This window comes from Streptomyces sp. NBC_00316, from assembly GCF_036158715.1.
In the GTDB taxonomy this organism is placed as follows: Bacteria; Actinomycetota; Actinomycetes; order Streptomycetales; family Streptomycetaceae; genus Streptomyces.
Window position 1 is genome coordinate 7,488,259 of the sequence record NZ_CP108023.1, and the last position, 14,281, is coordinate 7,502,539.

A 14,281-nucleotide genomic window follows, 5' to 3' on the forward strand; every position below is an offset into this window, starting at 1 on the left:
GCGGGGGTACGGAAGCAGGAGTCACCAAGGGACTATCCCTGTCCGGACCCCGCCCTGCCAAATGCATTGCCTGATCCGGCCCCGGAGCGGGCCGGATCAGGCACAGGTCACCGGTGGATCAGGACTTGGCGACGTCCGTGAGCCGCAGGGTGCTGAGGATCTTCTGGATCGTGGTGTCCGGAAGCTCGCCCTCGACGTCCGCTCCGGCGTAGAGGATCCACGACGAGTACTCGCCGTTGCTGTTCTTGAAGGAGAACGCGATCGACTTGCCGTCGCTGTCGCATTTGTGCTTCTTGGTGACGCCGGGCGCGGTGGCCGTGACGACACTGCCGGTGACACCGGACTTGGTGGTGTACGGCTTGGGCTTGCCGATCTTGATGGTGCCCTTCGGCATGTGCTGCGCATAGGCCGCCCACACCCAGTTCGCGGCCTCGTTGGTGGCGGCCTCGTCGGTGGACTTGGCCCCCTGGGCGCCCTTGGTGCCGACGCCGGCCAGGCTCATGTCCTCCTTGGTGCCGTCCTTGTCGACGTCGTCGACGCACCACTTGCTCTTGTAGTACGCCGGTGCGGAAAAGCCGACCGCCGGCGAGCCGTCGCCCTTCTTGTCGTCCTCGAAGAAGGAGAACACCCCCGGAGCGGCGACCTCCCAGTCACCGGGCACGTCGAACTGGGTGCCCCACTTGGGGTTGGTGACGACCTTCCAGCCGGCGATGAGGGGCTTGGCGTCCCCGTCGGTGCCGCGCGGGTTCGCCTCGGGCGAGGACGTGGTGCCGGACGGCTTCGGGGAGGCCGACGCCTTCCCGTCACCGCGGACGTCCGTGCCGCCCTTGTCGTCCTTGTTCATCACCACGACGCCGGTGACCACGGCGGCCACCACCACGGCGGTGGCCGCGACGATCGCGACGACGGTCGTCGACTTCTTCTTGTTGTCACCGGGCTGCGGCGCACCGGGCGGACCGGAAACCGCGTACTGCGGCACGGTCGGCTGCTGGTAAGGATTCGGCTGCGGGTAACCCGGCTGTCCCTGCTGCGGGTAACCGGGCTGCTGCCCCGGCTGGCCCTGCTGATATCCAGGCTGCTGATATCCCGGCTGCTGATAGGGATTCGGCTGCTGGTAACCCGGTTGCTGATACGGGTTCTGACTCTGGTCCTGCGGGTTCTGCTCGCCCCCGGGCGGCTGCTGTCCTGGCCACATGGGGCGTAACGATAGAGGGGCTGCGGCCGGTCGGCTACGGCCGCCCCCGTGAGGGAACGGTCAAGGTGACCGCCGGGAGGCGAGAGGGATGGCCAAACGGCCCTACCCGTGAGTAACATGCGGCTCATGAGCGCTGAACAGATGACCGTCGGGGACATGCTCGTCGCGACGGTTCCGATGGCCCGGACCCTCAACCTCGAGTTCCTGGAGACCACCGCGGAGCGGGCGGTGGTCCGCATGCCCGACCAGGCCGACTACCACAACCACGTCGGCGGACCGCACGCCGGAGCGATGTTCACGCTTGCGGAGTCGGCGAGCGGAGCGATCGTCATCGCCGCCTTCGGCGACCAGTTGTCCCGTGCCGTGCCGCTCGCCGTGAAGGCGGAGATCGGCTACAAGAAGCTGGCGATGGGGGTCGTCACCGCGACCGCGACCCTCGGCCGGCCGGTGGCGGACGTCGTCGCCGAACTCGACGAGGGCAAGCGGCCCGAATTCCCCGTCACCATCGAGATCCGGCGTGCGGACGGCGCCGTGACCGGTGAGATGACGGTCGTCTGGACGCTCCGCCCGAACGCCTGAGGCCCCACAGTGCCCCACCTGGGCCGTCCTGCCCCGTGACGGGGACGGGGCGGCCCTTCGCGCTGTCCCGCCGGTGGCCCCGGCAGGTAGGCTTCCCGCCGTGTGCCGAGGAGCTTTCCCGGCGGGCGACGGCAGATCAGCACGGGAGGAACCGGCGTTGCACATCCAGGAGTGGCTGGAGACGGTCCCCGCGATCAGCGTGTACGTCCTGGTGGGCGTCGTCATCGGTCTGGAGAGTCTGGGCATTCCGCTGCCCGGTGAGATCGTCCTCGTCAGCGCCGCGCTGCTGGCCGCCGGGCACAGCGGCATCGACCCCGTGATCCTCGGCGCCTGCGCCACCGCGGGAGCCGTCATCGGGGACTCGATCGGTTACGCCATCGGCCGCAGGGGAGGCCGCCCCCTGCTCGCCTGGCTCGGCGGCAGGTTCCCCGGACACTTCGGTGTGGACCAGATCGCCATGGCGGAGCGGTCGTTCCGGAAGTGGGGCATGTGGGCGGTGTTCTTCGGCCGGTTCGTGGCTCTGCTGCGCATCTTCGCCGGACCGCTGGCCGGAGTCCTGCGCATGCCGTACTGGAAGTTCCTGATCGCCAATGTGCTGGGCGGCATCGCCTGGGCGGGTGGTACCACCGCCGTCGTCTACTCGGTGGGGATCGTCGCCGAGGCCTGGCTGAAGCGTTTCTCCTGGCTCGGGCTGGTGGTCGCGCTGCTGATCGGTCTGACCTCGATGCTGGTTCTCAAGAGCCGCGCGAAGAAGGCGGCGGCGCAGTCCGAGGAACGTGCCGCCGCCGAAGCGGCGTCCGTACCCGTCGCGGACTGAGCCCGTCGGTCCGGCTCATGGCTCCCGCGGTATTCGCCTGTGCATGACCGCCGGCGAATCCTGCGGCCCCGGCCTTCACGTGACGGCCGGCCCCTGAGGTGCTTCAGCCCGCGTGTGCCTCGCGGTGCGCCTTGGCCAGCTCGACGTACCCCACCGCGTTGAACTTGATGCCCTCCAGCTCCTCCTCGGTCAGCTGTCGCTTGACCTTGGCTGGCACGCCCGCGACGAGCGAACCCGGCGGAACGCGCATCCCCTGCGGGACCAGCGCCTGGGCCGCGACCAGCGAACCGGCGCCGATGTGCGCCCCGTTGAGGACCGTGGCACCCATGCCGACCAGGACGTCGTCCTCGACGGTGCAGCCGTGCAGTACGGCGTTGTGGCCGACCGAGACGCGCTCACCGACCGTGGCGGGGAACCCGGGGTCGGCGTGGACGGTGCAGTTGTCCTGGATGTTGCTGTCGGCCCCGATGGTGATGGAAGCGCTGTCGGCGCGCAGTACCGCCTGGTACCAGACGCTGGAGCCCGCGGCCATGGTCACCTCGCCGATCACGACCGACGTCGGTGCTGTGAAGGCCGTCGCGTCGATGTCCGGTTCGCGGCCGCCCATGCCCGTGATCAACGCCTGCTCTGCCATCGCCCGTTCCTCCGTGCTCCGGTTCGGCCGGCCGCATGGTCCGGCCGCGGTTGTTCGTGCGCGGTGGCTCGATCGCGGTTGCCGACCGAGCCAGGGGAACCGTATGCGACGGCCGTCCGCCTTCACGGAGTGGGGTGAACATCACAGGACACCGCGGTGACCGGCCCGGTCGCGCCGACTACCGTGAGCGAGTGCCGAAGAACAGCAACACGTTCTCATCCCTCACCGCCTGGCGCCGCCGCGTCCTGTCGCGGGCCGTCCACCGCGGCTGGCGTGCGATTCAGGAAGCGGGCGCCGTCACCGCGGAGCACCCCGGCGGACTGCGGTTCGGACGCATCGGCGAGGGGACCCGGCTCGCGTTCCCGCAGGGCACGGTCTTCGGTGAGCCGTGGATCGAGCTCGGCGGCCACTGCATCATCGGCGAGCAGGTCACCCTGACCGCGGGCCTGATGCCGGACCTGGACCTCGGCTCCGCACCGATCCTGACCCTCGGCGACGGGGTGGTGCTCGGGCGCGGCAGCCATGTGGTCGCCGACACCACGGTGACCATCGGTTCGAACACGTACTGCGGACCGTACGTCTACATCACGTCCACCAACCACAGTTACGACGACCCGCACGAGCCGGTCGGCAGACAGTGGCCGCGCATGGAACCGGTGGCCATCGGCCCCGGCTGCTGGATCGGCACGGGCGCGGTGATTCTCCCGGGGGCCCGGCTCGGGCGCAATGTGGTGGTTGCGGCGGGTGCGGTGGTGCGCGGCGAAGTGCCCGACCATGCGGTGGTGGCCGGGGCGCCCGCACGTGTCGTACGCAGCTGGGACCCGGCGAAGGGCTGGCAGCCGCCGCTGCGCACGCCCGCTCCGGTGCCGATCCCGGCCGATGTCACGCCCGAACAGCTGCTGGCCGTCGCGGAACTGGACGAAGGGTAGGAGGCAGGGTCTGCCCGACGCCGGGGGAGGGTTCCGGAGCCGACGGGGACCGGATCGCTATCCGGTGGCGAGCAGTACGGTCCCCACCAGGGCCAGACCGGCCCCCGCCGCCTGCACCCCGCGCAGCCGCTCGCCCAGCACCCCGCGCGCGGCCAGGGCCGTGACCACCGGATACAGCGAGGCCAGTACGGCGGCCACGGTGACCGGGCCGTGCTGCGCGGCGAGGGAGTAGGTGCCGTTGGCCGCGACGTCGGCGAGGCCGACGAAGGCCAGCGCGGGCAGTGCGGCGGCCACCACGGCCGCCCCGCCCTCCTCGGGCAGTGCGCGCGCACCGCGCCGTACCGAGACGTACAGAGCCGCACCGCCGACCGCGATGTTGGTGACACGCTGCACGAAGAGCGCCAGGAACAGTCCGGTGACCGTCGTGGAGGCGTGCGAGATCAGCGACATCACGGCCCCGAAGCCGAACGCGGCCAGCAGCGTCAGCAGCACCGCCTGCCGCTGCACCGGTGCCCGGCGCAGCTCCGGCCCGCCGGCCAGCACGATGCCCGCGATCGCGACGCCGACCCCGGCGAACTGCAGCAGTCCGGGCCGCTCGCCGACGATCAGCCCGACGGTCACCGGCACGGCGACGCCCAGCGAGCCCAGCGGGGAGACGACCCCCATCGGGCCGAGCGCCAGCGCCTTGTAGAAACTCAGCATGGCCACGGGGCCCACCGCTCCCGCGGCCACGGCGAACCAGAGCTGCGGTCCCGCCTCGCTCCAGCCTCCGGTCGCCACCACGACGACGCCCAGCACGAGAGCGGCCATGGTCTGTGACAACACGACCACGGTGAGCGCGGGTGCACGCCGGGTGAGCAGCCCGCCGCCGAAGTCGGCCAGCCCCCAGAGCAGGCTGGTGGCCAGGGCGAACAGTGCTGTCATGGCAGGCCTCGCAGTACAGTGCGATGAACGGTTGGGTGCACCACACCGTAGTGCAGTATTTTTGACTCTGTCATCCAGGATATTGGACGGAACGTGTCTGATCTCGACCAGCTCACCCAGTCGCTCGCGCGCAACCTCAAGCGCTGGCGCGGTGAACGTGGCTTCACCCTGGACGCCCTTGCCGCCCGCGCGGGGGTCAGCCGAGGCATGATCATCCAGATCGAGCAGGCGCGTACCAATCCGAGTGTCGGCACCACGGTGAAGCTCGCCGACGCGCTGGGCGTCAGCATCACCACCCTGCTCGACTACGAACAGGGATCACACGTGCGGCTGGTGCCCGAGAGTCAGGCGGTGCGCATGTGGTCCACCGAGGCGGGCAGTTCCACCACCCTGCTCGTCGGTACGGAGGCACGGGGGCCGCTCGAACTCTGGTCCTGGCGCCTGGTTCCCGGCGACAGCAGCGCCTCCGACCCGCACCCCGAGGGCACCGTCGAACTGCTCCATGTCACGGCGGGCGTCCTCACCCTCGTGGTCGACGGCGAGGAGCATTCCGTACCCGCAGGCAGCTCCGCCACCTTCGAGGCCCATCTCCCGCACGCCTACCGCAACGAAGGCTCCGAACCTGCCGAGTTCACGATGGCGGTGTCCATCCCGCCCGTACGCTGAGATGGTTGATCGCCCGTCGCGCGGTGGCTGTTAGCGTGGCGCGCATGCGTGCACCCATCGGAAACTTCGAGGATGCGGGCCCCGCCGTCGACCGCATCGGTCTTCTGACTCCGCCGGTCGCCAAGGCCGTGAGTCAGGGTTGGGGCGACGTCCCCGCCGACCGGATTCTCCACGTCGACACGGACCCGGCGATCGCCGACACGGCGGTCTTCGTCGCCCACCACGGCGCCGGCCTGCTCGACCGGTCGGCCAACTGCGTCGTCGTGGCCGGCAAGCGCGGAGGCGAAGTCACCCTCGCGGCCTGCGTCGTCCTCTCCCGCACCCGCGTCGACGTGAACGGGGCGGTCCGCAGGCACCTCGGCGCCCGTAAGGTGTCGTTCGCCTCCATGGACACGGCGGTCGGTGAGACCGGCATGGAGTACGGGGGCATCACCCCGGTCGGACTCCCGGACGACTGGCCGCTCCTGCTCGATCCCGCCGTGGTGGACGAGGAGTGGGTACTGATCGGCAGCGGCAGCCGCCGGGGCAAGCTGATCCTCCCGGGCAAGGCACTTGCGGCGCTGCCGAACGCGGTGCTCGTCGAGGGGCTCGGCGTCGACGTGTGAGGCCGCCGCGGTTCCACGCGGCGTCGGCGGCGGCCCGCGCCCGGACCCGAGGACCGGGCCGACGGCGTCGCGCACCAGGAACCGGCCGGACGCCGGGCCGGGTCAGCGCCGCGCCGCCCGGTGGCGGGGAAGGCTGCGCGCGGCGAAGTCCACCGCGTCGGTGAGCCGGAAGAGCCGGGCCGTCGCCGAGCCGACCGGGCCCGAGCGCACGAACGCGCCGTCGTCCGCGCGCTCGAACTCGGCTCCGAGCGCCGCGAAATCGCTGTCGTCCAGCGCGACGTCCTCGTACTCCCACCAGTGGCGTCTGCCTTCGGTGGTCACCACACAGCGGTAGGTGCGGCGCGGCGGGTCCGGCACGCGGTACTCGCCGAGGTGGAACGAGGTGCAGGTGTCGAACCCGGTGCCCAGCAGCAGCACTTGGGCCCGTACGTCGTAGAGGCCGGCCAGTGGGGAGTCCTCGCCGAGATGGCAGTCGGGGCGGTGGTGCGCGACGAGCTTCCCGGCCAGGGGACCCAGCGCGGTGAACGACGTCTGGGGGTGCTCGCTGCGTGCCGCCCCCGGCGTCAGCCGTACAGCCTCCGAGAGACGGCCCATCGACGGTGCTGCCGACGTCGCGGGATCGAAGGGCGGCATGCCGGCGCGCACCTCCGCCCGGGCCCGGTCGCTGAGACCCCGGACCCGTTCGAGATAGTGCGGGGACGTGTCGGAGTTCTCCGGTGTGAACGAGGGGACGACCAGGGTGCCGTCCGCGCCGAGCGTGTCCCGCAGTGCGCCGATCACGGCAGAGATCCCGCCGTGCACCGCCCCCACCGTGCGCATCGACGCATGCACCATGAGGACGCCGTTCCGCTCCACACCGAGCCGGGCCAGCTGATCGGCGAGCCCGCTTCGGGAGTGGGCCATGCCCATGGCGCACGGTGCACTGGTGACAGTCACAACCAGGCATTCTCCCAGCGGAGCGCCCTATGTGACACCCCGCACATTCGGCCGAGGAACAGTACGCCGCTTATCGGTCCAGAAGGGGTATTTCGATCGCCGGGCAATGGTCCATCACCATGTCGAGTCCGGCCGCCCGCGTGCGTTCGTACGCGGCCTCGTCGATCACTCCCAGCTGGAACCAGACCGCCTTCGCTCCGATCGTGACGGCCTCGTCGGCGACGGCGCCTGCACGTTCGCTGTTGACGAAGACGTCCACGACATCGACCGGGAACGGGATGTCGGCCAGTGACGCGAATCCCCTCTCGCCGTGCACCCGCTCCGCCTTGGGATGCACCGGGACGACGCGCTTGCCGAAACGCTGGAGGACCGCGGCGACGCCATAGGCCGCGCGTGACTCGTTGTCGGACAGTCCCACGACGGCCCAGGTGTCGCCGGTGTCCTGGAGGATCCTGCGGATCGTCTCTGCCCCGGTCTCTGCTGCGTCTGCGTACATGATCCGGACAACCGACAGCGGCCGCGGACCATTCCCGCCCGTGCGCATAGGGTGGCCGGATGCAGGAGCAGTACCGGACGGTCGCCCGCGCGGGCGTGCACGAGACCGAGATCAACCGATCGCGCTTCATCTGCGCGCTCGCCCCCGCCGCCACCGAGCAGGAGGCGCAGGACTTCGTCGCACGCATCCGCAGGGAACACCCGACCGCCTCCCACAACTGCTTCGCGTACGTCGTCGGCGCCGACGCCTCCGTACAGAAGGCCAGTGACGACGGCGAGCCCGGCGGTACCGCGGGCGTTCCCATGCTGCAGATGCTGATGCGCCGCGAGATGCGGTACGTGGTGGCCGTCGTCACCCGCTACTACGGCGGCGTGAAACTCGGTGCCGGGGGACTGATCAGGGCGTACGGAGGGGTCGTCGGCGAGGCTCTCGACGCACTCGGCACGATCACCCGCCGGCGGTTCCGGCTCGCCACGATCACCGTGGACCATCAGCGGGCGGGCAAGCTGGAGAACGATCTGCGCGCCACCGGGCGGGCCGTCCGCGAAGTCCGGTACGCGGAAGCGGTGATCATCGAGCTCGGGCTGCCGGACGCCGATGTCGAGGGCTTCCGGGACTGGCTGGCCGATGCGACGGCAGGTGAGGCGCTGCTGGAGCTGGGCGGCGAGGCGTACGGGGACGCCTGACGGGCGATCCGTCCGGGGAGGCTTTCCGGTCCGTGGTGAACCGCGTGCCGCCGCGGCCCACCCGGCCGGCCGGGCGCGGTCCCACGGTGGAGGCGCCGGGGTCCGGCCGCCGGGCGGTGCCGGCTCCGTTGCACCGGGGCTCGGAGCTGCTTGTCGCGGCCTGCGCCGGAACACGGGGTGGCCCGCACTTCTTTCACTGAGCCCGTCGGGGGCGGTGGGGTGTGATGGGAGACTGTGCGGGGTGAGGAAACAGGTTCGTGGGAGAACAGGGGCTCACCGGCGTTAGCGTGGTCGGTACCGACCGCGCGGACCCGTGCCGGTGCGGTGCGGCTCCGGTGCACCGCCGGTGCGGGTGCTGGGCACAAAGGAAGAGAAACATGCAGGTCGGAGCCAGCTCTTGAGGATTTTGCACACATCGGACTGGCACTTGGGGCGGTCGTTCCACCGGGTCTCCCTGCTCGACGCCCAGGCCGCCTTTCTCGACCATCTGGTGGCGACCGCGCGCGCACGCGAGGTCGATGCCGTCGTGGTGGCGGGTGATGTGTACGACAGGGCCGTACCCCCGCTGTCCGCCGTCGAGCTCTTCGACCGGGCCCTGCACCGTCTTGCCGCAGCCGGCGTACCCACGGTGATGATCTCCGGAAACCATGACTCGGCCCGCAGGCTCGGCGTCGGCGCAGGGCTGATGGGCCGGGCGGGTATCCATCTGCGGACCGACCCCGCGCAGTGCGCCACCCCCGTCGTCCTGCGGGACGAGCACGGCGACGTCGCGTTCTACGGGCTGCCCTATCTGGAACCGGCCCTCGTCAAGGACGTGTTCAAGGCGGAGCGGGCCGGACACGAGGCCGTGCTGACCGCTGCCATGGACCGGGTCCGCGCCGACCTCGCGACCCGGCCGGACTCCACCCGCTCCGTCGTGCTCGCCCACGCCTTCGTCGCGGGCGGTGAGCCCAGCGACAGTGAGCGCGACATCACCATCGGCGGTGTGGCCGCCGTTCCCGCCGGTGTCTTCGCAGGCGTCGACTACACGGCGCTCGGACACCTGCACGGCTGCCAGGCCGTCACCGAGCGGGTGCGCTACTCAGGCTCCCCCCTCGCCTACTCCTTCTCCGAGGCCGCCCACCGCAAGACCATGTGGCTGATCGACCTCGATGCCACGGGCACGATCGCCGCCGAGCGGATCGACTGTCCGGTACCCCGGCCGCTGGCCCGCCTCGGCGGCCGCCTCGACGCACTTCTCGACGACCCGGCGCTGGCCCGCCACGAGGCGGCGTGGGTGGAGGCCACCCTCACCGACCCCGTCCGTCCGGACGAGCCGATGGCCCGCCTCGCGGACAGGTTCCCGCACACCCTGAGCCTCGTCTTCGAACCCGAGCGGACGGCCGAGGACCCGCTCGCCTCGTACGCACAGCGCCTCAGAGGGCGCGACGACCAGCAGATCGCGGAGGACTTCGTGGCGCACGTCCGGGGCGGCAACGGCGCGGACGAACGGGAGCGCACCGTGCTGCGCGGTGCGTTCGAACACGTACGGGTGGACGACGCCGTGCGCGAGGTGAACCGTTGAGACTCCACGGACTCACCCTCACCGCCTTCGGTCCGTTCGGCGCCACCCAGGACGTCGACTTCGACGCGCTCTCCGCCGCCGGGCTCTTCCTCCTGCACGGACCCACCGGAGCCGGCAAGACATCCGTCCTCGACGCGGTCTGCTACGGGCTCTACGGCGCGGTGCCCGGCGCCCGCCAGAGTCCCGGAACCTCGCTGCGCAGCGACCACGCCCCGGCCGGCCTCCCCACCGAAGTGCGGCTGGACCTCACCGTCGGCGGACGGCGCCTGGAGATCACCCGGCGCCCTGCCCAGCTGCGTCCCAAGAAGAAGGGCGCGGGTTTCACCACCGAGAAGGCCCAGAGCTGGCTGCGCGCGTACGACCCCGAGCACGGCTGGCAGGCGCTCAGCCGGTCGCATCAGGAGATCGGTGAGGAGATCACCCAGCTCATCGGAATGAGCCGGGACCAGTTCTGCCAGGTGGTGCTGCTGCCGCAGGGCGACTTCGCGCGCTTTCTGCGCGCCGATGCCGAAGCGCGCGGCAAGCTGCTCGGCAGACTCTTCGACACCCGCCGCTTCGCGGCTGTCGAGGAACGCCTCACCGAACTGCGCCGTACCGCCGAAACGCAGGTCAGGGCGGGGGACGAACAGATCCTGGCCATCGCCCAGCGGATCGCTCAGGCCGCCGGGCCGGCGGCTGGGGAACTGCCTCTGCCGGACGTCCAGCCCGGCGAACCGGGGCTGGCCGAGGCCGTACTCGAGTGGGCCGCGGTTGCCCGCAGCAGCGCCCGGGAACGGCTCTGCATCGCGGAGTCGGTCCTGTCCACCGCCGAGGGCCAGCAGGCAGCAGCCCGTGAGGTGCTCGACTTGGAGCGCGAACTCGCCGGACTTCAGCAGCGGTACGAGGAGACGCGGCGCCGCGCCACCGAACTGGAAGCACGCCGCCCCGACCGCGACCGGCACCACGAGCGGCTCGCTCGCGCCCGCAAAGCAGAACTCGTCGCCCCCGCACTGGAGTTGCGCGACGAGGCGGAACGGAACCACCGCACCGCCTGCGTGGCCCGTGAGCGGGCCCGCGCCCAGCTTCCCGCCGACCTTGTCGACGCCGGTGCGGACCAGTTGGCGACCCTGGAGCGCAGGCTCCGGCAGGAGCTGGGCGGGCTCGACGCCGCGCGTCGGGCCGAACGGCGCAGCACGGAGATCGACGCCGAGCGGGCCGCACTGGAGCGGCAGGCCCGGGCCGACGACGAGCTGATCCAGGAAGCGGAGAGCTGGCTCGCCGGCTGGGAGTCCACCCGCCGCGGATTGCAGGAGGGCATCGAAGCGGCACAGGAGTCCGCGACGCGCGCCGAACAGCTGGCGGGACAGCTGGAACCGGCCCGCCGACGGCTGGACGCGGCCCGGCTGCGCGACGCGCTCGCGGCCGAGGCGGACGCCGCCGCGGACCGGCTGGCCGCGGCTCGCGAGCACGCTCTCGGCGCCCACGAGAGGTGGCTGGAGCTGCGCGAACGACGGCTGCGTGGCATCGCCGCCGAGCTTGCGGCACAGCTGGTCGACGGCGAGGCCTGCAAGGTATGCGGGTCGGGCGAGCACCCGAGTCCGGCCCGCGCGGGCGACGGGCACGTCGACCGGGCCACCGAGGAGGCGGCTCTCGATGCCCACCGGCGGGCCGAACAGGCCCGTACGGAAGCGGATCGGGAGCTCGGGGTCGTGCGCGAGAAGCACGCCGCGGCACGGTCCGCGGCGCGCTGGGCACCGCCGGCGCCGGGGGCGGACGCCTTCGGCGAGCAGGCAGACGTCGCCACGGCACCGGATTCCGACCCGACCGTCGCCGAACTCGAAGCCCGGGTCACCGGGTTGGCCACCGAGCACGCCCAGGCGCACCGCACCGCTGCCGGTATGCATGCCGCGCGCGAGGCTCTCGCAGCCGCCGAACGGGAACAGGGCGAGCGGCTCGAAGGGCGGCAGTCGGCCGAGCGCCGCGCCGCTGCGCGGACTTCGCGACGGGAGGGGCTCGACCGCGAACAGTCCGCTCTGGAAGCGGAGTTGGTGGCCGCCCGCGGTGAGTCGGACAGCGTAGCTGCGCACGCGGTCCTGCTGGAGCGCCGAGTCGTCCTGCTCGCCGGCGCCGCCGAGGCGGTGCGCGCCGAGGAGGAGGCGGCGCAGCGCCGCAAGGAGGCGGACGGCCGGCTCGCCGACGCCGCGTTCCGGGCCGGGTTCGACACCCCGCAGGCCGCCGCGGCGACCCTGCTGACCGCCCCCGAGCACCGCGAACTCCAGCACCTGATCGATGCCTGGCAGGCCGAGGCCGCCGCCGTCGCCGACCGGCTCGCGGAAACCGCGACCCGGGCCGCCGCCGAACGCCCGCAGGCGGCCCCCGACGCGGCGCAGGCGGCGTACGACGCCGCCGGGAGACAGCTCAGGGACGCCGCGGCCGCGCTGGCTGCCGCCCGCGAGCGCTGCACCGAACTGGGCAGGCTGTCGCGCCGCGCGGCGGACGAAGTGCGCAGGCTGGGCCCGCTGCGTGAGGAGTACGACCGCGTCGCACGGCTCGCCGGGCTCACCGCCGGCACCTCGGCCGACAACGAACGCAAGATGCGGCTGGAGTCGTATGTGCTCGCCGCCCGGCTCGAACAGGTCGCGGCGGCCGCCACCGCGCGGCTGCAGCGGATGTCGTCGGGCCGCTACACGCTGGTCCACTCCGACGCGCGTACCGGGGGCCGCCGCGCAGGCCTCGGGCTGCATGTCGTCGACGCCTGGACCGGACGCGAGCGGGACACGGCGACACTCTCCGGCGGCGAGACGTTCTTCGCGTCGCTCGCCCTGGCGCTCGGTCTCGCCGATGTCGTCACCGATGAAGCGGGCGGGGTCCGGCTGGACACGCTCTTCATCGACGAGGGGTTCGGCAGCCTGGACGACCAGACCCTGGACGAGGTGCTCGACGTGCTGGACTCGTTGCGCGAGCGGGACCGCAGCGTCGGCATCGTCAGCCACGTCGCCGATCTGCGCCGCCGGATTCCCGCCCAGCTCGAAGTGGTCAAGGAACGGCACGGATCCGCGGTGCGCCACCGCGTCGGCGACGGGGTCAGCGGCTGATGGCCCGCCGGGGCAGGGGCGAGGAGTAGACGACGCTGGTGGTGACGGAGCCGAGCGTGCCGATCTTTCCCGAGACCGCTTCCAGGTGGCTCATCGAGCGCGCGGTGACCTTCAGTACGAAACAGTCGTCGCCGGTGACATGGTGGGCTTCCACGATCTCGGGCGTGGTGTCGAGGAGATCGTGGAACGGCTTGTAGTTGCCGTTCGGATAGCGGAGCCGCACGAGGGCGAGAATCGGCAGCCCGAGCCGTTCCGGGTCCACCACGGCGGCGTAGCCACTGATGACGCCCGCATCCTCCAGGCGGCGCACCCGCTCCGTCACCGCGCTCGGCGACATGGCGACGGCGCGTGCCAGTTCGGCGAAGGTGGCTCGCCCCTCGCGTTGCAGGACGTCGAGGATGCGCCAGTCGGTGGCGTCCGGGGAATAGTCGGTCACACCCTCAGAGAACAGGGAATTCCCCGGAGGATCAAGCGGTGTGCCGAGGATCATGCCTTCCGGCACCGGGGCGCCGGCCGTAGATTTTCGGTCATGACTTCGCAGCTCACCGCATCCGCCGGCAACCCCGTCCTGCGTGTTCCGCCGGCCTCCCCGGCCGCGGCCGCCGCCTACTTCGGTGCCTCGCTCGCCTTTCACGCCGATGTCTCCGACGTCGCTGCCGCGCTCGCCGCCGGTGGTGACCCCGGCTTCGTGGTCCTCGACTCCCGGTCCACCGCCGCCTGGGACCAGGGGCACGTCCCCGGCGCCGTGCACCTGCCCACGGCCCTCATTGCCGAGCAGGCCCGGGACCTCCTGGACCCGGCCGTGCCGGTGGTCACGTACTGCTGGGGCCCCGGCTGCAACGGCGGCACCCGCGCCGCGCTGGCTCTCGCCGAACTGGGCTATCAGGTCAAGGAGATGCTCGGCGGGTTCGAGTACTGGGCGCGCGAGGGCTTCGAGTTCGAGACCTGGGAGGGGCGCGAGCGGCAGACCGCCGACCCGCTCACCGCGCCGGTCGACTCCGATGCATGCGGCTGCTGAACGGCGCGAGCCCAGGTATCGGTACGGTCCCGAGTCCGCTCCACCGGGGCGAGCGCCCCGCGGTCGGGTCGCCGGACACTCACCGGAGAGAGCGGATGCGGGTGGCCGCCGTCGGCCGGGCCCATGGCGCAGGGCCGGGGCCGGCCGACGGCGGCCGA

Annotated in this window: 15 protein-coding genes; 9 read left to right on the forward strand and 6 right to left on the reverse strand. The window is 71.8% G+C overall.

Going from position 1 to position 14,281, the window contains the following annotated elements; translation table 11 throughout:
• Positions 1-118 precede the first annotated feature (118 nt).
• Positions 119-1,195 (reverse strand): hypothetical protein, encoded by a 1,077-nt coding sequence (locus OG878_RS33360; protein ID WP_328890212.1) that lies wholly within the window; start codon positions 1,193-1,195, stop codon positions 119-121.
• 141 nt (positions 1,196-1,336) lie between these two features.
• On the opposite strand from OG878_RS33360, the gene OG878_RS33365 reads away from it, so the two are divergent.
• Positions 1,337-1,774 carry a DUF4442 domain-containing protein gene (locus OG878_RS33365; RefSeq protein WP_328891467.1) on the forward strand — a complete coding sequence of 146 codons (438 nt, stop codon included), beginning with the start codon at positions 1,337-1,339 and terminating at the stop codon, positions 1,772-1,774.
• A 157-nt stretch (positions 1,775-1,931) separates the two neighbouring features.
• The gene (locus tag OG878_RS33370) at positions 1,932-2,591 is read left to right on the forward strand and encodes a DedA family protein (protein WP_328890213.1); all 660 of its coding nucleotides are present in this window, start codon (positions 1,932-1,934) and stop codon (positions 2,589-2,591) included.
• Between the two features lie 103 nt (positions 2,592-2,694).
• Here the strand turns inward: OG878_RS33370 and OG878_RS33375 are convergent, their stop codons facing one another.
• Positions 2,695-3,225, reverse strand: coding sequence for a gamma carbonic anhydrase family protein (locus OG878_RS33375; protein ID WP_328890214.1), 531 nt, complete (start codon positions 3,223-3,225; stop codon positions 2,695-2,697).
• 191 nt (positions 3,226-3,416) lie between these two features.
• Here OG878_RS33375 and OG878_RS33380 point away from each other — a divergent pair, with 191 nt between their 5' ends.
• Positions 3,417-4,154 (forward strand): acyltransferase, encoded by a 738-nt coding sequence (locus OG878_RS33380; protein ID WP_277324972.1) that lies wholly within the window; start codon positions 3,417-3,419, stop codon positions 4,152-4,154.
• Positions 4,155-4,211: 57 nt separating this feature from the next.
• Here the strand turns inward: OG878_RS33380 and OG878_RS33385 are convergent, their stop codons facing one another.
• Positions 4,212-5,078: a DMT family transporter gene (locus tag OG878_RS33385; RefSeq protein ID WP_328890215.1), complete on the reverse strand. Its 867-nt coding sequence runs from the start codon at positions 5,076-5,078 to the stop codon at positions 4,212-4,214.
• Between the two features lie 93 nt (positions 5,079-5,171).
• Between OG878_RS33385 and OG878_RS33390 the strand changes: the two genes are divergently transcribed.
• Together OG878_RS33390 and OG878_RS33395 are read left to right on the forward strand one after the other, a co-directional pair.
• Positions 5,172-5,744: a helix-turn-helix domain-containing protein gene (locus OG878_RS33390; protein ID WP_277324970.1), complete on the forward strand. Its 573-nt coding sequence runs from the start codon at positions 5,172-5,174 to the stop codon at positions 5,742-5,744.
• A 44-nt stretch (positions 5,745-5,788) separates the two neighbouring features.
• Positions 5,789-6,349, forward strand: coding sequence for a YbaK/EbsC family protein (locus OG878_RS33395; RefSeq protein WP_328890216.1), 561 nt, complete (start codon positions 5,789-5,791; stop codon positions 6,347-6,349).
• A 102-nt stretch (positions 6,350-6,451) separates the two neighbouring features.
• Here the strand turns inward: OG878_RS33395 and OG878_RS33400 are convergent, their stop codons facing one another.
• Positions 6,452-7,258: an aminoglycoside N(3)-acetyltransferase gene (locus OG878_RS33400; RefSeq protein ID WP_443049282.1), complete on the reverse strand. Its 807-nt coding sequence runs from the start codon at positions 7,256-7,258 to the stop codon at positions 6,452-6,454.
• Positions 7,259-7,355: 97 nt separating this feature from the next.
• On the reverse strand, positions 7,356-7,781 hold the full coding sequence (locus tag OG878_RS33405; RefSeq protein WP_328890218.1) for a CoA-binding protein: 426 nt from the start codon (positions 7,779-7,781) through the stop codon (positions 7,356-7,358).
• A gap of 59 nt (positions 7,782-7,840) precedes the next feature.
• On the opposite strand from OG878_RS33405, the gene OG878_RS33410 reads away from it, so the two are divergent.
• From OG878_RS33410 to OG878_RS33420, 3 genes are all read left to right on the forward strand, one after another.
• Positions 7,841-8,467 (forward strand): YigZ family protein, encoded by a 627-nt coding sequence (locus OG878_RS33410; protein WP_328890219.1) that lies wholly within the window; start codon positions 7,841-7,843, stop codon positions 8,465-8,467.
• Positions 8,468-8,864: 397 nt separating this feature from the next.
• Positions 8,865-10,031 carry an exonuclease SbcCD subunit D gene (locus OG878_RS33415; RefSeq protein WP_328890220.1) on the forward strand — a complete coding sequence of 389 codons (1,167 nt, stop codon included), beginning with the start codon at positions 8,865-8,867 and terminating at the stop codon, positions 10,029-10,031.
• Positions 10,028-13,105, forward strand: coding sequence for an SMC family ATPase (locus OG878_RS33420; RefSeq protein ID WP_328890221.1), 3,078 nt, complete (start codon positions 10,028-10,030; stop codon positions 13,103-13,105). Before OG878_RS33415 ends, OG878_RS33420 begins: the two co-directional genes overlap by 4 nt.
• Here the strand turns inward: OG878_RS33420 and OG878_RS33425 are convergent.
• Positions 13,095-13,541 carry an Lrp/AsnC family transcriptional regulator gene (locus OG878_RS33425; protein ID WP_328890222.1) on the reverse strand — a complete coding sequence of 149 codons (447 nt, stop codon included), beginning with the start codon at positions 13,539-13,541 and terminating at the stop codon, positions 13,095-13,097. The genes OG878_RS33420 and OG878_RS33425 overlap by 11 nt on opposite strands.
• A gap of 93 nt (positions 13,542-13,634) precedes the next feature.
• Here OG878_RS33425 and OG878_RS33430 point away from each other — a divergent pair, with 93 nt between their 5' ends.
• Positions 13,635-14,123: a rhodanese-like domain-containing protein gene (locus OG878_RS33430; RefSeq protein ID WP_328890223.1), complete on the forward strand. Its 489-nt coding sequence runs from the start codon at positions 13,635-13,637 to the stop codon at positions 14,121-14,123.
• Positions 14,124-14,281 lie beyond the last annotated feature (158 nt).